Annotated in this window: 19 protein-coding genes; all 19 read left to right on the forward strand. The window is 66.2% G+C overall.

The window, feature by feature from the left end; translation table 11 throughout:
* Positions 1-48 precede the first annotated feature (48 nt).
* On the forward strand, positions 49-1,452 hold the full coding sequence (gene dacB / locus CH296_RS13365; protein WP_094628596.1) for a D-alanyl-D-alanine carboxypeptidase/D-alanyl-D-alanine-endopeptidase: 1,404 nt from the start codon (positions 49-51) through the stop codon (positions 1,450-1,452).
* A complete protein-coding gene (locus CH296_RS13370) occupies positions 1,443-2,534 on the forward strand; it encodes a zinc-dependent metalloprotease (RefSeq protein WP_373557280.1) in 1,092 nt (363 codons plus the stop codon). Before dacB ends, CH296_RS13370 begins: the two co-directional genes overlap by 10 nt.
* Positions 2,534-3,496, forward strand: a complete 963-nt coding sequence (gene tilS / locus CH296_RS13375) for a tRNA lysidine(34) synthetase TilS (protein WP_094684961.1) — start codon at positions 2,534-2,536, stop codon at positions 3,494-3,496. Before CH296_RS13370 ends, tilS begins: the two co-directional genes overlap by 1 nt.
* 11 nt (positions 3,497-3,507) lie before the next feature.
* A complete protein-coding gene (hpt, locus tag CH296_RS13380; RefSeq protein ID WP_032395535.1) occupies positions 3,508-4,059 on the forward strand; it encodes a hypoxanthine phosphoribosyltransferase in 552 nt (183 codons plus the stop codon).
* Positions 4,060-4,348: 289 nt separating this feature from the next.
* On the forward strand, positions 4,349-7,258 hold the full coding sequence (ftsH, locus tag CH296_RS13385) for an ATP-dependent zinc metalloprotease FtsH (protein ID WP_094684962.1): 2,910 nt from the start codon (positions 4,349-4,351) through the stop codon (positions 7,256-7,258).
* Positions 7,259-7,476: 218 nt separating this feature from the next.
* On the forward strand, positions 7,477-8,076 hold the full coding sequence (gene folE, locus CH296_RS13390; RefSeq protein WP_032395534.1) for a GTP cyclohydrolase I FolE: 600 nt from the start codon (positions 7,477-7,479) through the stop codon (positions 8,074-8,076).
* A gap of 19 nt (positions 8,077-8,095) precedes the next feature.
* Positions 8,096-8,944 carry a dihydropteroate synthase gene (gene folP / locus CH296_RS13395; protein WP_179277718.1) on the forward strand — a complete coding sequence of 283 codons (849 nt, stop codon included), beginning with the start codon at positions 8,096-8,098 and terminating at the stop codon, positions 8,942-8,944.
* Positions 8,941-9,345 carry a dihydroneopterin aldolase gene (gene folB / locus CH296_RS13400; RefSeq protein WP_045198583.1) on the forward strand — a complete coding sequence of 135 codons (405 nt, stop codon included), beginning with the start codon at positions 8,941-8,943 and terminating at the stop codon, positions 9,343-9,345. The genes folP and folB overlap by 4 nt, the downstream gene beginning before the upstream one ends.
* On the forward strand, positions 9,342-9,884 hold the full coding sequence (folK, locus tag CH296_RS13405) for a 2-amino-4-hydroxy-6-hydroxymethyldihydropteridine diphosphokinase (RefSeq protein ID WP_094684963.1): 543 nt from the start codon (positions 9,342-9,344) through the stop codon (positions 9,882-9,884). Before folB ends, folK begins: the two co-directional genes overlap by 4 nt.
* The gene (locus CH296_RS13410) at positions 9,881-10,351 is read left to right on the forward strand and encodes a DUF3180 domain-containing protein (protein WP_094628620.1); all 471 of its coding nucleotides are present in this window, start codon (positions 9,881-9,883) and stop codon (positions 10,349-10,351) included. The genes folK and CH296_RS13410 overlap by 4 nt, the downstream gene beginning before the upstream one ends.
* Positions 10,352-10,441: 90 nt before the next feature.
* A complete protein-coding gene (locus CH296_RS13415) occupies positions 10,442-11,791 on the forward strand; it encodes a DUF6779 domain-containing protein (protein WP_094684989.1) in 1,350 nt (449 codons plus the stop codon).
* 114 nt (positions 11,792-11,905) lie between these two features.
* On the forward strand, positions 11,906-12,820 hold the full coding sequence (locus CH296_RS13420) for a Rossmann-like and DUF2520 domain-containing protein (RefSeq protein WP_032395166.1): 915 nt from the start codon (positions 11,906-11,908) through the stop codon (positions 12,818-12,820).
* Positions 12,817-13,755: a pantoate--beta-alanine ligase gene (gene panC, locus CH296_RS13425; protein ID WP_032395165.1), complete on the forward strand. Its 939-nt coding sequence runs from the start codon at positions 12,817-12,819 to the stop codon at positions 13,753-13,755. Before CH296_RS13420 ends, panC begins: the two co-directional genes overlap by 4 nt.
* Before the next feature lie 9 nt (positions 13,756-13,764).
* The gene (gene panD / locus CH296_RS13430) at positions 13,765-14,196 is read left to right on the forward strand and encodes an aspartate 1-decarboxylase (RefSeq protein WP_032395164.1); all 432 of its coding nucleotides are present in this window, start codon (positions 13,765-13,767) and stop codon (positions 14,194-14,196) included.
* Positions 14,197-14,200: 4 nt separating this feature from the next.
* A complete protein-coding gene (locus CH296_RS13435) occupies positions 14,201-15,001 on the forward strand; it encodes a type III pantothenate kinase (RefSeq protein ID WP_094628582.1) in 801 nt (266 codons plus the stop codon).
* A 122-nt stretch (positions 15,002-15,123) separates the two neighbouring features.
* Positions 15,124-15,693: a cysteine dioxygenase family protein gene (locus CH296_RS13440; RefSeq protein WP_032395162.1), complete on the forward strand. Its 570-nt coding sequence runs from the start codon at positions 15,124-15,126 to the stop codon at positions 15,691-15,693.
* 11 nt (positions 15,694-15,704) lie between these two features.
* Entirely contained in the window at positions 15,705-16,127 is a 423-nt protein-coding gene (locus tag CH296_RS13445; protein ID WP_045200894.1) for a rhodanese-like domain-containing protein, read from the forward strand.
* A gap of 36 nt (positions 16,128-16,163) precedes the next feature.
* Positions 16,164-17,687 carry a lysine--tRNA ligase gene (gene lysS, locus CH296_RS13450; RefSeq protein ID WP_094684964.1) on the forward strand — a complete coding sequence of 508 codons (1,524 nt, stop codon included), beginning with the start codon at positions 16,164-16,166 and terminating at the stop codon, positions 17,685-17,687.
* A gap of 274 nt (positions 17,688-17,961) precedes the next feature.
* Positions 17,962-20,502, forward strand: a complete 2,541-nt coding sequence (locus CH296_RS13455) for an ATP-dependent Clp protease ATP-binding subunit (RefSeq protein ID WP_032380134.1) — start codon at positions 17,962-17,964, stop codon at positions 20,500-20,502.
* The last annotated feature ends 80 nt before the right edge of the window (positions 20,503-20,582 follow it).

Genomic DNA, 20,582 nt, shown 5'->3' on the forward strand with positions numbered 1-20,582 from the left:
TGTTGACTGAACGATCGTGGGTACGACCACGGCAGATACGGAGGAACAGTGGCGGGGCTGACACGACGGTTCCTCGGCCCCACAGCGGGCCGACGGCGCAGGAAGAAGCGCGTGATCCTGACGCTGTGTGCGCTGTTCGTCGTGATCCTCGCCGCGACGACCGCCGCCCTCGTGTTGCCGTCGGTGTCCGACGGAGCCGAGACCGCGATCGAGCCCCCACCCGAGACGGTGCTGCCCGACCCTGCGATCACCCCGTTCCCGGAATCGGCACCGGTGCCGAACTCGGCAGCTCTGGCAGCTGCGCTGGCCCAGGTGGTCGACGATCCCGCCCTCGGCACGTTCACCGGCACCGTCGCCGACGCACGGACCGGTCAGGTGCTCTGGTCCCAGAACCCCGACACTCCGATGACGCCTGCCTCGACCACCAAGGTCCTCACCGCTGCCGCGGCGATGCTCGCGCTCCCGGCCGATCACCGCGTCACCACCCGCGTGGTCCAGGGCAACGGCGAGGGCAACATCGTGCTGATCGCGGGCGGCGACCCCACACTCACCGCGCTTCCGGTCGGAACCGACGGGTTCTATCCGGGAGCGGCGCGCATCGACGACCTGGTGGAGCAGATTCGGCGCAGCGGAACGGTGGTGCGCAGCATCGGCGTCGACACCTCCGTCTATTCCGGTGACACGATGGCGCAGGGCTGGTTCCCCGCCGATATCGCCGCCGGTTCCATCACACCGATCGAACCGATCATGCTCGACGGCGGACGATCGGACCCACTCGTCGACGAGTCGCCGCGCAGCACAACCCCGGCGCTGGACGCAGGCCGCGCACTGGCCGCTGGGCTGGGCGTCGACCCGGCAGCGGTGACGATCGGCAAGGCCGTCGACGGGGCCGATCAGATCGCATCCGTCGAATCCGCGCCGCTGCGGAACCGATTGCAGCAGATGATCTATCGCTCCGACAATGTCCTCGCCGAGGCCGTAGGACGCGAAGTCTCTCTCGAAATGAACACGGCGGCAAGCTTTTCCGGAGCGGTGGCATCGATCGGGCAGACCCTGTACTCGGCAGGCTTCGACATGGCCGGACTCACGCTCGAGGACGCAAGCGGACTGTCGGTCGACGGCAAGATTCCGGCCAGGCTGCTCGATCAGGTGTTGACGTCGGCAGCGGGAACCGAGCAGCCGTCGCTGCGTCCGATGCTCGACTATCTTCCTGTGGCCGGCGCGACCGGAACCCTGACGGATCGGTACGCCTCGGGGGATCGAACCGGAGCGGGCTGGGTTCGCGCCAAGACCGGAACGCTCTCTGCTGCAAGCGCTTTGGCGGGGTACGTCGTCGACGTCGACGGCCGCATCCTGACCTTCGCGCTGATGTCCAACGACCGGCCGCCCGACGTCAGTCGTCCTGCCCTCGATGCCGTCGCATCGACCCTGAGATTGTGTGGTTGCCAGTGAACACGGACGCAGCAACGAAGGCCGAAGACGGCGAATCCACGTCCGGTTTCGCCGGTGCCGTCGACTGGTCGGTGGCGGCGAAGACCGGAGCGAAGCTGGCCCGCCCGGGTCCGGCCACTTCGCGCTACACCGCCGATGTGGCCGTGGAAGAGCTTGCCGCCGCATCGATTCGGGCCGAGGGGCCGGTTCGCGAGACCACCGGCCTGGCCGACGGCCTCCCCGTGCCCGACGCCCAGGTGGTCGACCGCGCCGGCTGGATCGCCGCGGCCGCGTCGTCGATGAAGCACCTGACCGGAGACGACGACGGTACGCCGCCGTCCGGTCTGCTCGGCGGAAAGCCGGCCGGACTGCAGGCCGGAGCGATGCTGGCCTTTCTGTCCAGCGCCATTCTCGGACAGTACGACCCCTTCACCGGCGAGAACGGAACGCTGCTTCTGGTCGCGCCCAACGTGATTGCCGTCGAGCGGGCGCTTCGTGTGTCGCCGAGCGACTTCCGGTTGTGGGTGTGCCTGCACGAGGTGACGCACCGAGTGCAGTTCTCCTCCGCGCCGTGGCTCGGCGGCTACATGCGCGAGAACGTCGGGGTGCTCTCCGACGGCACCGACGAGCCGCTGACAGATGTCGCCAACCGGCTGACCGGTGCGCTGAAGGCCCGCAAGAATCCGAGCGGGTCCACCAGGTCCGAGGACGCAGGCATCGTCGGACTCCTGCGCGCCACCCAACCGCAGCCCCAGCGCGACGCCATCGACCGACTCCTGGTGCTGGGCACCCTGCTCGAAGGCCACGCCGACCACGTGATGGACGCCGTCGGACCGGCCGTCGTGCCGACCGTGACGCAGATCCGTGGTGCGTTCGATCAGCGCAGGCAACGCAAGGTGAACCCGCTGCAACGCGTCGTCCGGGCACTGCTCGGCATGGACGCGAAGATGGCGCAGTACGTGCGCGGCAAGGCGTTCGTCGATCACGTCGTCGCCACGGTGGGGATGGAACGCTTCAACACCGTGTGGACCGGGCCCGACACCCTGCCGTTGCTGTCGGAGATCGAGGACCCCGACGCCTGGATCGCCCGAGTTCTGGGCTGATGCCCACGCGGCTACCCGAAGGCCCCGCGCTGCTCGAGGTCAGGCATGCGGTGCGCGCGTGGCTCGCCGCCCACCCCGGTCCTGTCGCCGTCGCGTTGTCCGGTGGAGCGGATTCGTTGGCGTTGACCGCGGCGACCGTAGCGGAGGCTCCGGGTGTGCTCGCGTTGATCGTCGATCACGGTCTGCAGGCCGGCTCGGCGCAGGTGGCCTCGACTGCGGCGGCGCACGCTCTGGAATTCGGTGTCGCCGACGCGCGGGTTCTGACGGTGCAGGTGAGCGGTTCGGGAGGGATGGAAGCAGCCGCCCGCCGAGCCAGGTACGACGCGTTGAACCAAGCCCGCGGCGACGCGTCGGTGCTGGTGGCGCACACCCTCGACGATCAGGCCGAAACGGTGCTGCTCGGGTTGGGGCGCGGATCGGGACCGCGGTCGATCGCCGGGATGGCGGCATTCGATGCGCCGTGGGGCCGGCCGCTGCTCGGAGTGAGGCGGAGCGTGACCCGGGCTGCCTGCGTCGAGCTGGGGATCGAGCCGTTCGAGGATCCGCACAACATCGACGCCGACTTCACCCGGGTGCGGTTGCGTCACGAGGTGCTGCCCCTGCTCGAGAATGTGCTCGGCGGTGGTGTCGCCGCTGCACTCGCGCGGACCGCCGAGCAGTTGCGCGAGGACGGCCGGGTCCTCGACGCGATGGCCGAGTCCGTCGTCGATACCGATGCGCCGGACCTCGAGGTCGCTGCACTCGACCCGCTCGCTCCCGCCGTTCGCAGGCGAGTGCTGCGTCGATGGTTGCTCGGTCGAGGTGTGACGTCGCTGACCGACCGGCAGATTCGGGCCGTCGATGCCCTCGTCGGGCGGTGGACGGGTCAGGGCGGAGTCGCGCTGCCAGGAGGAACGTCCGACGCCAGGTTGGTGTGCTCGCGTCGGCATGGCAGGCTGAGCGTCGGCCTGGAGAACGAATGAAGGGAAACCCCGTGTACGAGGGCGACATCGAATCGGTTCTCATTTCCGAGGAACAGATCAAAGCACGCACTGCAGAACTCGCAGAAGAGATCGCCCAGCGGTATCCCGAAGGCTCGCCGGAAGGTGACCTGCTCCTGGTCGGCGTCCTCAAGGGCGCGATCATGTTCATGACCGACTTCGCGCGCGCATTGCCCATCCCGGCGCAGCTCGAGTTCATGGCGGTCAGCTCCTACGGGTCGTCCACCTCGTCGTCGGGCGTCGTCCGGATCCTCAAGGACCTCGACCGCGACATCACTGGACGCCACGTGCTGATCGTCGAGGACATCATCGACTCCGGTCTGACGCTGAGCTGGCTCAAGCGCAACCTCGCGACCCGCTCGCCTGCCTCGCTGTCGGTGGTGACGTTGCTGCGCAAGCCCGACGCCATCAAGGTCGACGTGGAGGTCGCGAACGTGGGCTTCGACATCCCCAACGAATTCGTCGTCGGCTACGGCCTCGACTACAACGAGCGCTACCGGGACCTGCCGTACATCGGCCTACTCGATCCCAAGGTCTACAGCTGAGTTCGTTCGTTCGGTCCACCCCGCCCGCGTGAATGGACCATTGCCGCGCGGAGACGCATGCAATGGTCCATCGATGCGGATAAGGTGCCCATCAGGTGGGGAACTGCCGGGGGAGTGCAGTCGTTGGAGGGGAAGGAGCGTCGACGCAAACAGGTGCGTGGACGCACAGCGCCAGGTAAGAGCGAGTCAGATGTCCGAGTCTCGCGCTAGCCTGGAGTATCCGGCGGGCAGGGAGCAGCCAGCGCGCTGGAGCGGACTGAAAGGACACGGCCGACTCGGCTGAAGCTGTATGAATCGGAAGACAGTAATACGAAATCTTGCCATCGTTTTCGGCATTCTGTTGGTGATCTATGCCTTCAGCTACTTCGGTAACGACACGCGGGATTGGAAGACGGTCGACACCTCGGTGGCGATCGCCCAGCTCGACGACCGCAATGTCGAGTCCGCGCAGATCGACGACCGTGAGCAACAGATTCGGCTGACGCTCAAAGAGGCCAACGAGGCCTCGGGCAACGAAACTCAGATCATTGCGAAGTACCCGGACTCGGCGTCCGAGCAGATCTTCGACAAGGTCGACTCCCAGGGGTTGACCAGCTACAACACCACCGTCACCCAGGAGAGCTGGTTCAGCTCGTTCCTGCTGCTGATCCTGCCGATGGTGCTGATCCTCGGCGTGATCATCTTCGTGATGAGCCGCATGCAGGGTGGCGGACGCGGTGGCGTCATGGGCTTCGGCAAGTCCAAGGCCAAGCAGCTGACGAAGGACATGCCCAAGACCACGTTCGCCGACGTCGCGGGCGCGGACGAGGCAGTCGAAGAGCTCTACGAGATCAAGGACTTCCTGCAGAACCCGTCTCGCTACCAGGCCCTCGGTGCCAAGATTCCGCGCGGCGTACTGCTGTACGGCCCTCCCGGAACCGGCAAGACGCTGCTCGCGCGCGCCGTCGCGGGCGAGGCAGGCGTGCCGTTCTTCACCATCTCCGGCTCGGACTTCGTCGAGATGTTCGTCGGTGTCGGCGCGTCCCGCGTGCGCGACCTGTTCGAGCAGGCCAAGCAGAACAGCCCCTGCATCATCTTCGTCGACGAGATCGACGCCGTCGGTCGTCAGCGCGGCGCAGGCATGGGCGGCGGTCACGACGAGCGCGAACAGACGCTCAACCAGCTCCTCGTCGAGATGGACGGCTTCGGTGAGCGCACCGGCGTCATCCTTATCGCCGCCACCAACCGCCCCGACATCCTCGACCCCGCACTGTTGCGTCCGGGCCGCTTCGATCGGCAGATCCCGGTCGGTGCCCCCGACCTGGCCGGCCGTCGGGCGATCCTGAAGGTGCACTCCGCGGGCAAGCCCGTTGCGCAGGACGCCGACCTCGAAGGTCTCGCCAAGCGAACCGTCGGAATGTCCGGTGCCGACCTGGCGAACGTCATCAACGAAGCGGCACTGCTCACCGCCCGCGAGAACGGCACCGTCATCACCGAGGCATCCCTCGAGGAGTCGGTGGACCGCGTCGTCGGTGGCCCGCGCCGCAAGAGCCGCATCATCAGCGAGCACGAACGCAAGATCACCGCGTACCACGAGGGTGGTCACACTCTCGCGGCGTGGGCGATGCCCGACATCGAGCCCGTCTACAAGGTCACCATCCTCGCTCGCGGTCGCACCGGCGGTCACGCGATGACGGTGCCCGAGGACGACAAGGGCCTGATGACGCGGTCGGAGATGATCGCTCGCCTCGTCATGGCCATGGGTGGCCGCGCGGCCGAGGAGCTCGTCTTCCACGAGCCGACCACCGGTGCGTCCTCGGACATCGACCAGGCCACCAAGATCGCTCGTGCGATGGTCACCGAGTACGGCATGAGCAGCAAGCTCGGAGCCGTTCGCTACGGACAGGAACAGGGTGACCCGTTCCTCGGCCGGTCGATGGGTCAGCAGTCCGACTTCTCGCACGAGGTCGCCCGCGAGATCGACGAGGAGGTGCGCAAGCTCATCGAGGCGGCGCACACCGAGGCGTGGGCCATCCTCAACGAGTACCGCGACCTGCTCGACACCCTTGCCTCGGAGCTGCTCGAACGCGAGACGCTCACCCGCAAGGACCTCGAGAAGATCTTCCACAGCGTCACCAAGCGTCCGCGCATCACGCTGTTCAACGACTTCGGTGATCGCAAGCCCTCGGACAAGCCGCCGGTCAAGACTCCTCGCGAACTCGCCGCCGAGCGCGGCGAGCCGTGGCCTCCGGTGCCGCCGGCCCCGAAGCAGCTTCCGCCGCAACAGTTTCCGCAGCCCAGCTACGCCGGTTCGCCGCAGCTGAGCAAGGGTGGCTACCCGAACGGAAGCAACGGATACAACGGGTCTCCGACCAACGGCGCACCCACCAACGGTGCCCCGTCGAACGGCGCTCCGACCAACGGTGGCCCGGTCAACGGATCGCCGAGCACCGGCGACGTCGATGCGCCCAACACCGGTGGGCGACGCAGCGCCCCGGTAACCGGCGGCTTCAACGGCGGCGGCTACAACGGTGGGCCCAACGGAGGTTACGGCGGCCCGGTCAACGGAGGAGCTCCCAACGGGGGCGGATACTCCGAGGGCTATCGCAGGCAGGACCCGCGCCCGAGTGGCCCGAGCCAGGGCTCGCGTCCCGATTACGGTGCCCCCGCCGGATGGTCGGCTCCGGGATGGCCTCCGCGTGAGCAGTCCGCGGTTCCCCGTTACCAGGGACCGACCACGCCGCCTGCTGCGAACCAACCGAACCGCGAGCAGTCGGAATCGGATCGACCGGACCAGAATCGGTACGAGCCGCCGCAGGGACAGCCACCGGCGTACCGACAGCACCCCACCTATCAGCAGCCACAGGCGTATCAACCGCCGACCGCTGCACCGTCGAATCAACCGCCTTCGAATCAACCACCGGAATATCAGCAGCCGCAGTATCAGCCGGATCCGTTCCGGCCGGACGCTCGGGACCAGGGTCGTACCTCTCGGCACGAGCCCCCGTACGGCCAGAACCAGAACGATGCTGCACCGGCCGAGGCGTCACCTCCCACCTGGGAGGTTCCGACTCCGTCGCAGAGCTATCCGCTGCCCGGAGACGATCGTTCCGCGAGCAGCCCGTCCGAGGACTCGCGGCGAGACGAGCGAGCCGAGGACGACGGCGACGAAGGTCCGAGGACGCAACGCTGGGAAGGGCCGGGCGGTTCGTACCGCTAGGTCCATCATTAGGCTGGCTGGGTCGACCCTTTCGGTCGGCCCAGTCCGTCGTTCGAACCGTGCTGAAGGTCGACGCAGCTGCTCGTGAAGAACAGGTGCAGTTCGGCCCAGCTGTCACATTCGCGGAGCCCAACCGGAGGTACGTTCTCGTGTCAGTCAACCGGACCGACGAGTCGGCAATCGACTCGGCAGAAGTCCCAGCAGCGCAGCAGAGGGCAGTGGAAGAGACAGTGGCCTACGCCACCGGCGCGGTCTTCGACCAGCCTCGCGCCGAGGCCGCCGTGCGGGAGCTGTTGATCGCCGTCGGCGAGGATCCCGACCGTCCAGGTCTGCTCGACACCCCGGCCCGCGTCGCGCGTTCCTACCGCGAAATTTTCGCCGGGCTCTACACCGACCCGGACACTGCGCTGAACACGACGTTCGACGAGGGGCACCAGGAACTGGTTCTCGTCCGCGACATCCCCATGTTCTCCACGTGCGAGCATCACCTGGTCTCGTTCCATGGCGTTGCACACGTCGGCTACATCCCTGGCAAGAGCGGCAAGGTCACCGGCCTGTCGAAGCTGGCGCGCGTGGTCGACATGTACGCCAAGCGCCCGCAGGTGCAGGAGCGTCTGACCAGCCAGATCGCCGACGCGTTGATGCGCAAGCTCGACCCGCGCGGTGCGATCGTCGTGATCGAGGCCGAGCACCTGTGCATGGCCATGCGCGGGATTCGCAAGCCGGGTGCCAGTACCACCACCTCCGCGGTGCGGGGTCTGTTGCAGTCCAGCGCGGCGTCGCGTTCGGAAGCTCTGGACCTGATTCTGCGGAAATGACGCGTCCGGTCGATTCCCGATGAGCCCGGCGCGAAGTATCCCCCCGGCACCCGTCGTCATGGGTGTACTCAACGTCACTGCCGATTCGTTCTCCGACGGCGGTCGATACCTCGACGTCGACGCTGCCGTCGAACACGGGTTGGCGATGCATCGTCGCGGCGTCGACATAGTCGACGTCGGTGGTGAGTCGACGCGGCCCGGAGCAGACCGGATCGATCCGACACTCGAGGCGCAGCGTGTCGTACCGGTCATCGCTGCGCTCGCCGAAGCAGGGGTGGCCACCAGCGTCGACACCATGCGTGCCTCGGTCGCCGAGGCCGCGATCGAGGCCGGGGTATCGATCGTCAACGACGTCTCGGGCGGTCGGGCGGATCCGGCCATGGCCGGGGTGGTTGCGGACGGCGGATTGCCGTGGATCCTGATGCACTGGCGAGCCGCCGGATCCGAATACCGGCACGCCGGTCCGGCCGATCGGTACCACGACGTGGTCGCCGACGTCCGCAGCGAACTGCTCGAACAGGTCGACCACGCAGTGGCCGCAGGAGTGGACACCGCGATGCTCGTGCTCGACCCGGGCCTCGGCTTCGCCAAGAACGCCGAGCACAACTGGCAACTGCTCCGTGGCCTCCCCGATCTGGTGTCGGCCGGCTTCCCGGTTCTCGTCGGTGCCTCCAGGAAGCGATTCCTCGGATCACTGCTGGCGGACGACGACGGTGCTCCGCGACCGCCGGACGGGCGAGAGGTCGCCACGGCCGTGGTGTCGGCGCTCGCCGTCGCCGGGGGAGCGTGGGGTGTGCGCGTGCACGACGTTCGAGCGTCACTCGACGCGGTGGCGGTCGTACGGGCATGGCAGGGTGATCGGGCATGAGCGAGATCAGCAGCCGCGTCGGCACCGGGACGCGTCGCGGCGACCGCATCGAACTGCGTGGCCTGACGGTGCGCGGCAATCACGGCGTCTTCGACTTCGAGAAGCGAGACGGGCAGGACTTCGTCGTCGACATCACCGTCTGGATGGACCTGCGGCCCGCGGCCGAGACCGACGACCTGACGCGAACCCTGCACTACGGAGAACTGGCCGAGCACGCCGCGGCTGTCGTCGCTGGCCCGTCGAGGGACCTGATCGAGACGGTCTCGGCCGAGATCGCCGAGGTCGTGCTGGCGTACGACTCACGCGTCGACGCGGTGGAAGTGGTGCTGCACAAGCCGTCGGCACCCATCCCGTTGACGTTCGGGGACGTTGCCGTGGTGGCGTACCGGGAGCGGTCGTGACCCGGGCGTTGCTGTCCATAGGCAGCAACGTCGGTGATTCGCTGGCCCACTTGCGTTCTGTCACAACCGAATTAGGTCCACGGCTGGTGGCCTGCTCGCCGGTCTATCGCTCCGCTCCCTGGGGCGGCGTCGAGCAGCAGGACTTCCTCAATGCCGTCGTGGTGGCCGAGGACGAAGCGTTCGACGCCTGGGATTGGTTGCGCTTCGGGCAGCGCCTCGAGGAGGCGGCCGATCGCGTTCGAGTCCAGCGGTGGGGACCGCGGAGCCTCGACGTCGACGTGGTGGTGTGCGAGAACCTGATCAGCGAGGACCCTCGTCTGATCCTTCCGCACCCGCGCGCGCACGAGCGGGCGTTCGTCCTGCTGCCGTGGCTGGACGTCGAACCGGACGCCACCCTGCGCGTCGGCGACGACGATGTGCCGGTGACCGAATTGCTCGCGCGACTGAGTCCGGAGGAGCGTGCGGGAGTTGTCCAGCAGGAGTGGAGCCTGCAGGAACGACCGGAAGAGCACGAAGGCGTCGGTGATGGGTCGTGGTGACCAATCCCACCAAGGTCTGGGATGTCCTGGGTCTTTTCCTGGTCGCCTCGATAGGCACGTGGTTGCTGGTTCGGGTCTTCTACGGCTCGCTGCCTCCGATTCCGGTGTACGCCGGGGCGTCGTTGTATCTGGTCGCGGTGGTGCAAGTGGTCACCGCGGTGATCGTTCGCAACCGCATCGCCGAGCATCGGGTGGGCAGCGGCCTGCACGATCTGCACCCGTTGACTGTGTTCAGGGCGTTGGTGTTGGCCAAGGCATCGATGCTGGTGGGGACCGCTGTCGTCGGAGTGTGCGTCGGGTTTCTGGTGTACGTGATACCGCGTGCGGCGACGGTGCGGGCAGCGTCGTCGGACAGGGCCGGAGCCGTCGTCGCGCTCGTGGCGGGACTGGCCGTCGTCGCTGCCGCGGTGTGGCTCGAACAGTGCTGCCGTACCCCGGAAGACCGTGACGACGAGCGTTCTCGGTAACGCTCGAAACATTTGATTGTTACCTCGGTTGTGCAAGTGATCGGTCGAGGATGACTATTTGCGAACGATTTGCCAGTTACCCTTGTGAACATGACAGATCAGACTCGCGCAAAGAAGGGACGCCGTAAGAGGCGTAGTGCGAGCCAGCTGTTCCTCGCGGCGCTCGTCGTGTTCGGCATCATCGCCAGCGTGTTGTTGCTCTTCACCGAGAGCGTGCAGTGGATGAGGGTCGGTGTCCTTTCGGCGCTGTGGGCTGCGGTGATCGGTGCGTTCGCGATGACCAAATACCGGCGCGAGGCGGCCGCCGATCAGATCAAGGCCAAGGATCTGCAGACGGTCTACGAGTTGCAGTTGGCTCGGGAGATCTCGGCGCGACGCGAGTACGAGATGAACGTCGAAGCCCGGGTTCGCAGCGAATCGCAGCTCGAGATCGACGAGGTCGCAGCACTGCGCAACGAACTCGCTGCCCTCCGCCAGAACCTGCAGGTGCTCTTCGACGGCAATCTGCCCACCGAACGTGTCGCACTGCGTGCCGAAGCGATGAGGATGCAAGAACTCGGCGGACGCGGGTACGACAGCTACCAACCTGCACCGTCCGGCCTGTACGTCCCCGGTCGCGGCAACGGTTCGATGGCACCGGGAACCGGCCTCAACGGAGTCGGAACTCCCTACGACGAGCCGGTCACAGCCGAGACGTCGGTGGTGTACCCCGAGGATCCGGACGAGATGCCGCAGGCCACGGCTTCAGCAGCGGCATCGTCGGCTGCCGAATCGGCCCAGGATTCGTACGCCGATGATTCGTTCGAGGAGACGAGTCACGACACGGACGCCTCCGACACCGACGCCTCCGACACGGACGCGGACCCGTACGAGCGACCTGCAGCACAGGCCCGTCCCTACGGCGCACCGAGACCGGCGGGGCGCGTGACGCCGCCCAGCTCCCCTTTCACCGCATACGACTTCGAGCAGACGCGTCGACCTGGGGCCGAGCCGGAACCCGAGGCGGAGCCAGAGCCGCAGGCCACAGCCGAGACCGAACACACGGAGGTCGATTCGGTCGGTTCGTACTCCACGGGTTCGTTCTCCGCGGAGTCGTATGCCGCAGAGTCGTTCTCGGCCGAGCCGGCCGAAGCGTACGAAACCGAGCCTGCCGCGGACCGGAACGGCGACGCCCTCTCTGCGTCGCGCGCCTCGCTGCGTGAATCGGCGGACGCGTTCTTCGCGGCCGATCACGACTACCGGACATCGGTTGAGGACACGTCCGTCTCGCCCCGACGCGGTCGTAGGCGCGCGGAGTCGACCGACGACGAGGATGCGTCGGGCGCACACTCGAACGGTCGATCCGTCGCCGAGATCATGGCCGGACTGCAAGGCGGAGGGTCCGGAGATGCGGCCACGACCGACCCGGGCACACGCCGGCGTCGCCGTCGCGCAGACTGAGAACCAGATCACACAGTTCTTCCATGGCCCGCGAGGGGTCGCGGTCGCTATTGTTCCGTGCAGGACGTCCGGTACCCGCAGAGCGGGACTGGAACGAACGAGAGGAAATTTTCGGTGACCTCATCCGGGTTCACTGGTGGTCTGTCTCCGGCTCGCTTGACGGTCGGTGTCGTCTCGGCGGGACGGGTCGGTACCGCATTCGGTGAGGCGCTCGAACGCGTCGGGCATGTGGTCGTCGGTGCCGCTGCCGTGTCGGACGCGTCCATCACGCGGGTGCGTGAGCGGCTCCCCGAGTCCCAGGTGCTGCCCGTCGACGAGGTTGCTCGTCGCGCCGAACTGCTGATCCTGGCGGTACCGGACAGCGAGTTGGCATCGATCGTGGCGGGCCTGGCGTCCACCGGAGCGGTGGCACCGGGAAAGTTGGTGGTGCACACCTCCGGCGCGAACGGGATCTCGGTGCTCGAGCCGCTGTCCGCTCTCGGTGCCGTGCCGTTGGCGATCCACCCGGCCATGACGTTCAGCGGCGGAGTCGAGGACACCGACCGGATGACGGCGGCGTGCTTCGGCATCACCGCAGGCGACGAGATCGGCTACGCGGTGGCGCAGGCCCTGGTGCTCGAGATCGGCGGCGAGCCGGTGCACGTGCCCGAGAACAATCGGCCGCTCTACCATGCCGCGCTCGCGCACGGCAGCAATCACCTCGTCACGCTTGTGGTCGACGCGGTCGAAGCCCTCCGAGTTGCATTGGCCGGACCGGGTTTTCCCGGTTCGGATTCCGAACGCGGTGTGCCCGAGCGTGTTCTGGCTCCACTGCTCGAAGCTGCGCTGGACAATGCTCTGCGCAACGGACAGTCGGCGCTCACCGGGCCGGTGGCCCGCGGCGATACCGCGGCCGTCGGCAAGCATCTCGACGTGCTCGAATCCGTGGATTCGAGGATCGCAGCCGGATACCGCGCGCTGTCCTTGCGATCGGCGCAGCGGATCGGTGCCAAGGCAGACCTGATCGAACTTCTGGAAGGCAATCGATGACCCTCGCGGGCAGCTACACCAAGGGACAGTTGACGGTTCACCACGATCCTGCGGTGATCACGTCGGTGTCGAAAGCACTTCGGGGCGTCGGGAAGCAGGTCGCTCTGGTTCCGACCATGGGCGCGCTGCACGCCGGGCACGTGCAGTTGGTGCGGCAGGCCAAGCTCACCGGTGCGGTGGTGATCGTGTCGATCTTCGTCAACCCGCTGCAGTTCGGTGTGGGTGAGGACCTCGATGCCTACCCGCGCACCCTCGACGCCGATGTCGCGTTGCTGCGTGAGGAGGGCGTCGAACTGGTCTTCGCGCCGTCGGCGTCGGACATGTATCCGTCGGGTCCGCGCACCACCGTCAATCCCGGACCGCTCGGCGCAGAGCTCGAAGGCTCGAGCAGGCCAACGCATTTCGCCGGAATGCTCACCGTGGTGGCCAAGCTGCTGCAGATCGCGGCTCCACATCGCGCGTACTTCGGCGAGAAGGACTACCAGCAACTGACACTGATCCGGCAGATGGTGCGCGATCTGAACTTCGACGTCGCCGTCATCGGGGTCCCGACGGTTCGCGAGCAGGATGGTCTTGCGCTGTCCTCGCGTAATCGCTACCTGGACCCCGAGCAGCGTGACGCTGCGATGGCGCTGTCGGCCGCGCTGGTCGCCGGGGCGCACGCCGCGGCCGGGGGAGTCGAGGCCATCATCGCCACTGCGCGTGCCGTTCTGGACGAGGCTCCGCTGGTGCAGGTCGACTACCTGGAGGTGCGTGACCCGCATCTCGGTCCGGCTCCCGAACGTGGGGACGGCAGACTGCTCGTGGCGGCCAAGGTCGGCACCACGAGATTGATCGACAATGTCGGTGTCGCAGTCGGCACCGGTTTTCTGGAGGCAGGAGTGGAGCCTGCGGAACGACCAGAAAAAATTAGTCCCGACGATCCGAAGAGCTGAGGGCACAACATGTTTCGAACAATGATGAAGTCCAAGATCCATCGCGCCACCGTCACGCACGCCGATCTGCACTACGTGGGCTCGGTGACCGTCGATCAGGATCTGATGGAGGCAGCCGACCTGCTCGAAGGCGAACAGGTCACCATCGTCGACATCGACAACGGTGCGCGGCTCGAAACGTACGTGATCACCGGTGAGCGCGGCAGCGGTGTCATCGGGATCAACGGCGCTGCAGCACATCTGGTCGATCCGGGTGACCTGGTGATCCTGATCGCCTACGGCGTGATGAACGAGCAGGAGGTGGCCGACTACGCGCCGAGGGTGGTGTTCGTCGACGAGAAGAACCGGCCCGTCGAGCTGGGAAGCGATCCGGCTCATGCGCCCGCGGGCTCGGGTCTGATCACACCGCGCGATCTGCGGGCCGATTCCGTGCTGGTCTGATTCGATGCTCCTCGCGATCGATGTACGCAACACCAGTACCGTGGTCGGCCTGTTCACCGGCACCGGTGATCATTCGAAGCTACTGCGAGACTGGCGCATTCGCACCGACCCTCATGTGACGGCCGATGAACTGGCACTGATGCTGCGCGGCCTGCTGGGTGAGGACGCGGAACAGATCACCGGAATCACCGCACTGTCGACCGTTCCGTCGGTGCTTCGAGAGATGCGGACGATGCTCGCGCGCTACTGGGATCACGTGGTGCACGTGATGGTCGAACCCGGCGTGCGGACCGGCGTGCCGTTGCTGGTCGACAATCCCAAAGAGGTCGGTGCCGATCGCATCGTCAATACCCTTGCCGCACACGACCTGTACGGAACGGCGTGCATCGTGGTGGATTTCGGAACCACCACCTGCGTCGACGTCGTCTCGGCCAAGGGGGAATTTCTCGGCGGTGCCATCGCTCCCGGGCTGGAGATGTCCGCGTCGGCCATGTCCACTCGCACGGCCACGCTGCGTGAGGTGGAGATGATCCGGCCCCGTTCGGTACTGGGCAAGAACACCGTGGAGTGCATCCAGTCGGGCACCATCTTCGGGTTCGCCGGTCTGGTCGACGGCCTCGTCGGGCGAATTCGACGAGAGGTTCCCGAGGTGACGGGCGCGGACGTCGCCATCATCGGTACCGGAGACATCGCAGCGTTGATCTTGCCCGAGTCGATGACCATCGAGCACCACGAACCCGACCTGACACTCGAGGGGCTGCGTCTGGTCTACGAACGCAACATGGCCAAACGACGCCCCCGCTGAACGGCTGGCGCATCGTGCGATGGTGTGCCAGAATCGTCGGCGTGATGACGTGCATGGCCACCCAGGAGTGTTGTCGAGGCTGAACCCTGCCTCGTTCGTACACACCCCTGGAGTAGAGCTTCATGCTTTCCACACCTGTACTTTCCGTACCTTCGCGCACCCCTTTGTCGTCGCGCTCGGTCTCGACGCTTCCGACCCGGTTGCGCCCACCCGACCTGCTGCGCATCACCGACCAGGGCGCATCCGACGTCCTCGAGGGCCGCTTCGACCACCTGCTTCCCGGCGGCGGCCGCTGGCCGACCGACGAGCGTTGGGCCGCCCGACTGCATTCCGACGACGACCTCGACGTCTGGTTGATCAGCTGGGTTCCCGATCGTTCCACCGAACTGCACGATCACGCGGGATCGCTCGGTGCGCTCACCGTTCTCAGCGGCTCGCTTCTCGAATATCGTTGGGCCGGAACAGGACTGAAGGAGCGTCACCTCGACGCCGGTGATCAGGCGTCGTTCCCGCTCGGTTGGGTTCACGACGTGATGCACGATCCGGCGTCCACCACGACCGGCCCCACCCTCAGCGTCCACGCCTACTCGCCGCCCCTGACGGCGATGTCCTACTACGAAGTGACCGAACGGTCCACGCTGCGTCGCACCCGTAGCGAGCTCACCGACGAACCCGAGAAGGCCACGCTGTGACCATCCCCGCCATGACCATTGTCGAAATGCTCGAATCCGCACGCGAAACCATCGACCGAATGACCGTCTTCGAGCTGCGCGACGCCGTCGACCGCGGAGCCGTCGTCGTCGACATCCGCCCCCAGGCGCAGCGCGCCGTCGAGGGAACGCTGCCCGGGGCGCTCGCCATCGAACGCAACGTCCTCGAATGGCGTCTGGACCCGACGAGCGATGCGCGCCTGGCGATCGCCGTCGACCACGACGTCGAATGGATCGTCATCTGCTCCGAGGGTTACACCTCGTCTCTCGCCGCCGCGTCGCTCAAGCTGCTGGGTCTGCACCGGTCCACCGATCTGGTCGGCGGTTACCAGGCGCTGAAGTCGGCAGGACTGCTCGGTGTACTCACCCAGGCGAAGCACTGCGTCCGTGAGGCCGAGGCCGTCGCTGCGCACTGATCGTCCGCACCGGATCGGACTGTAAAGTGTGTGCGCGTGACTGACACAGCTTCCACCCAGCAGGCCGACGACACCCCGGAGCAACTACGGATTCGTCGTGCCAAGCGCGCCGCGCTGCTCGAGCGCGGGGTCGAGGCATATCCGGTGTCCGTCCCGCGGACCCATTCGCTGCTCGAGATCCGCACCGAGTTCCCCGAACTCGAACCCGATACGACCACCGGCCTGATCGTCGGAGTCGTCGGCCGCATCATCTTCGTCCGCAACACCGGCAAGCTGTGCTTCGCCACCTTGCAAGAGGGTGACGGCACCCAGCTGCAGGCGATGATCAGCCTGGCGGGTGTCGGCGAGGACGCTCTCGCGGAATGGAAGTCCGACGTCGATCTCGGCGACTTCGTGTTCGTACACGGCGAGGTGATCAGCTCCCGCCGCGGCGAGCTGTCCGTGATGGCCGACGCGTGGCAGATCGCATCGAAGTCGTTGCGTCCGTTGCCCGTCGCGCACAAGGAACTGAACGAAGAGACGCGCATTCGGCAGCGGTATCTGGATCTGATCACGCGTCCGGAGGCCAGGGAAACCGCCCGCAAGCGCATCGCCGTCGTCCGGGAACTACGCAACGCACTCGAGCGTCGCGGCTTCCTCGAGGTCGAGACTCCGATGTTGCAGACCTTGCACGGCGGCGCGGCGGCTCGGCCGTTCGTCACCCATTCCAATGCCATGGACACCGACCTCTACCTCCGGATCGCGCCGGAACTGTTTCTCAAGCGCTGCGTCGTCGGCGGCATCGAGAAGGTGTTCGAGATCAACCGGAACTTCCGCAACGAGGGTGCCGACTCCTCGCATTCGCCGGAGTTCGCGATGCTCGAGACATACGAGGCCTACGGGACGTACGACGACTCGGCGAAAATGACGCGTGAACTCGTCCAGGAAGTGGCCATGGCCGCACTCGGGTCCACAGTCGTCACGCTGCCCGACGGCACCACCTACGACCTCGGCGGCGAATGGACGACGCTCGAGATGTACCCGTCGTTGTCCGAATCGCTCGGGTTCGCCGTCACCCCCGACACCACCGTCGACGAACTGCTCGCGATCGCCGACAAGGTCGGGGTCGAGGTGCCGCGCAAGGACGGCGTCCCGATCTACGGCCACGGCAAGCTCGTCGAGGAACTGTGGGAACACCAGGTCGGCGACGCGTTGACCGAGCCCACGTTCGTCCGTGACTTCCCGGTCGAGACGTCCCCGCTGACGCGTCAGCATCGCAGCAAGCCCGGCATCACCGAGAAGTGGGATCTCTACGTTCGCGGATTCGAGTTGGCCACCGGCTACTCCGAACTGGTCGACCCGATCATCCAGCGTGAGCGTTTCGAGGATCAGGCGCGTCAGGCCGCGGCAGGCGACGACGAGGCCATGGTGCTCGACGAGGACTTCCTCGCCGCGATGGAACAGGGCATGCCGCCGACCACCGGAACCGGCATGGGCATCGACCGCCTGCTGATGGCACTGACCGGCTTGGGGATCCGCGAAACGATCCTGTTCCCCATCGTCAAGCCTTCCCAGGCCTGATCGAACGGTGAAGAGCTGTTCGCCAGCAGCGGACAGTGAACGGGAAACGTTTTGCATAGTGCCTGCGTTATGAACAATAAGCAGGCAAGGCAGTCCGCACACGTGGGCCGTCGCGCAGCATTTCAGGGGTGGAGGGTCGGCGTTCGTCACGTCGGCCAACTACAGTGAGAAGCAGTCTTACCTTCAAATGCACAAGCGACCCGGCGTGTTGGACACTGCGGCGCTAGAAGAACTGGTGGGCGAGCTACCACCCGCCAAGAAGTGAGGGAGAGCGATGTTCGAGAGGTTCACCGATCGCGCGCGGCGTGTTGTCGTCCTGGCTCAAGAAGAAGCCCGGATGCTCAACCACAACTACATCGGCACGGAGCACATTCTGCTCGGCCTCATCCACGAGGGCGAAGGCGTCGCAGCCAAGTCTCTCGAGTCGCTGGGCATCTCCCTCGAAGGAGTACGCAGCCAGGTAGAGGAGATCATCGGTCAGGGTCAGCAGGCTCCGTCCGGTCACATTCCGTTCACCCCGCGCGCCAAGAAAGTACTCGAGCTCAGCCTGCGTGAAGCACTGCAGCTCGGCCACAACTACATCGGCACCGAGCACATTCTGCTGGGACTGATCCGCGAAGGCGAAGGCGTCGCAGCTCAGGTTCTGGTCAAGCTCGGAGCCGACCTCAACCGCGTGCGTCAGCAGGTCATCCAGCTGCTGTCGGGCTACCAGGGCAAGGAGCCGTCCGAGAGCGGCAGCGGCCGCGGCGAGGCGGGCACCCCGTCGACGTCACTGGTTCTCGACCAGTTCGGCCGCAACCTCACCCAGGCCGCGCTCGAAGGCAAGCTCGACCCGGTCATCGGTCGCGCGAAGGAAATCGAGCGCGTCATGCAGGTGCTGTCGCGTCGCACCAAGAACAACCCGGTGCTCATCGGCGAGCCCGGTGTCGGTAAGACCGCAGTCGTCGAGGGCCTGGCTCAGGCCATCGTCAACGGCGAGGTTCCCGAGACGCTCAAGGACAAGCAGCTCTACACCCTCGACCTCGGCTCGCTCGTGGCCGGCAGCCGTTACCGCGGTGACTTCGAGGAGCGCCTGAAGAAGGTGCTCAAGGAGATCAACACCCGCGGCGACATCATCCTGTTCATCGACGAGCTGCACACGCTCGTCGGCGCAGGTGCCGCCGAAGGTGCCATCGACGCAGCATCGATCCTCAAGCCCAAGCTGGCTCGTGGCGAGCTGCAGACCATCGGTGCCACCACCCTCGACGAGTACCGCAAGTACATCGAGAAGGACGCCGCTCTCGAGCGTCGTTTCCAGCCCGTCCAGGTCGGCGAGCCGACCGTCGAGCACACTATCGAGATCCTCAAGGGTCTGCGCGATCGCTACGAGGCACACCACCGCGTCTCGATCACCGACGGTGCCCTCGTCGCTGCCGCCACTCTGGCCGACCGGTACATCAACGACCGGTTCCTGCCCGACAAGGCAATCGACCTCATCGACGAAGCGGGCGCGCGGATGCGCATCCGCCGGATGACCGCGCCGCCAGACCTGCGCGAGTTCGACGACAAGATCGCCGACGCGCGCCGGGAGAAGGAATCGGCCATCGACGCACAGGACTTCGAGAAGGCTGCGAACCTGCGCGACAAGGAGAAGACACTCGTCGGTCAGCGCGCCGAGCGGGAGAAGCAGTGGCGCTCCGGTGACCTCGACGTCATCGCCGAGGTGGACGACGAGCAGATCGCCGAGGTTCTGGGTAACTGGACCGGCATCCCCGTCTTCAAGCTCACCGAGGAAGAGACCACTCGTCTGCTCCGCATGGAGGACGAGCTGCACAAGCGGATCATCGGTCAGGTCGAGGCAGTCAAGGCCGTCTCGAAGGCGATCCGTCGTACCCGTGCAGGACTGAAGGACCCGAAGCGTCCGTCGGGCTCGTTCATCTTCGCCGGCCCGTCCGGTGTCGGTAAGACCGAGCTGTCGAAGGCTCTGGCGAACTTCCTCTTCGGCGAGGACGACGCACTCATCCAGATCGACATGGGCGAGTTCCACGACCGCTTCACCGCGTCGCGCCTGTTCGGTGCTCCTCCCGGATACGTCGGGTACGAAGAGGGCGGCCAGCTCACCGAGAAGGTCCGTCGCAAGCCGTTCTCCGTCGTGCTGTTCGACGAGATCGAGAAGGCACACCAGGAGATCTACAACACCCTCCTGCAGGTGCTCGAAGACGGTCGTCTCACCGACGGCCAGGGACGCACGGTCGACTTCAAGAACACCGTGCTCATCTTCACCTCGAACCTCGGTACCTCGGACATCTCGAAGGCAGTCGGCCTCGGCTTCTCCTCGGGCGAAGGCACCGGATCGAACTACGAGCGGATGAAGCTCAAGGTCAACGACGAGTTGAAGAAGCACTTCCGCCCCGAGTTCCTCAACCGTATCGACGACATCGTCGTGTTCCACCAGCTCACCAAGGACGAGATCATCCAGATGGTCGATCTCATGCTCAACCGAGTCGAAGGTGCGCTCAAGAACAAGGACATGGCGATCGAGGTCACCGAGAAGGCGAAGTCGTTGCTCGCCAAGCGCGGATTCGACCCCGTTCTGGGTGCGCGGCCACTGCGTCGCACCATCCAGCGCGAGATCGAGGACCAGCTGTCGGAGAAGATTCTCTTCGGCGAGATCGAAGCCGGCCAGATCATCCTGGTCGACGTCGAGAACTGGGACGGCGAAGGCGCAGGCGAGGACGCGAAGTTCACTTTCCGCGGTGAGAAGAAGGCGATCATCGTCCCCGACGAGGTCCCGGTCGATCTGGCCAAGGCCACCGGAGACAGCGACAGCGAGTAGCTCCACCAGCTCCACACAACGGGCGATCCTCTTTCGAGAGGCTCGCCCGTTGTCGTCTGTCCACCCGCCCGCTTACCCAC

The sequence above is a fragment of the Rhodococcus sp. 14-2496-1d genome, assembly GCF_002259365.1.
Lineage (GTDB): Bacteria > Actinomycetota > Actinomycetes > Mycobacteriales > Mycobacteriaceae > Rhodococcoides.

Coding starts and splice junctions, on each gene's coding strand:
- tilS (WP_094684961.1), top strand. CDS start 2,534: ATGCCCACGCGGCTACCCGAAGGCCCCGCGCTGCTCGAGGTCAGGCAT.
- ftsH (WP_094684962.1), top strand. CDS start 4,349: ATGAATCGGAAGACAGTAATACGAAATCTTGCCATCGTTTTCGGCATT.
- folP (WP_179277718.1), top strand. CDS start 8,096: ATGAGCCCGGCGCGAAGTATCCCCCCGGCACCCGTCGTCATGGGTGTA.
- folB (WP_045198583.1), top strand. CDS start 8,941: ATGAGCGAGATCAGCAGCCGCGTCGGCACCGGGACGCGTCGCGGCGAC.
- CH296_RS13415 (WP_094684989.1), top strand. CDS start 10,442: ATGACAGATCAGACTCGCGCAAAGAAGGGACGCCGTAAGAGGCGTAGT.
- panC (WP_032395165.1), top strand. CDS start 12,817: ATGACCCTCGCGGGCAGCTACACCAAGGGACAGTTGACGGTTCACCAC.
- panD (WP_032395164.1), top strand. CDS start 13,765: ATGTTTCGAACAATGATGAAGTCCAAGATCCATCGCGCCACCGTCACG.
- CH296_RS13435 (WP_094628582.1), top strand. CDS start 14,201: ATGCTCCTCGCGATCGATGTACGCAACACCAGTACCGTGGTCGGCCTG.
- CH296_RS13440 (WP_032395162.1), top strand. CDS start 15,124: ATGCTTTCCACACCTGTACTTTCCGTACCTTCGCGCACCCCTTTGTCG.
- CH296_RS13445 (WP_045200894.1), top strand. CDS start 15,705: ATGACCATTGTCGAAATGCTCGAATCCGCACGCGAAACCATCGACCGA.
- CH296_RS13455 (WP_032380134.1), top strand. CDS start 17,962: ATGTTCGAGAGGTTCACCGATCGCGCGCGGCGTGTTGTCGTCCTGGCT.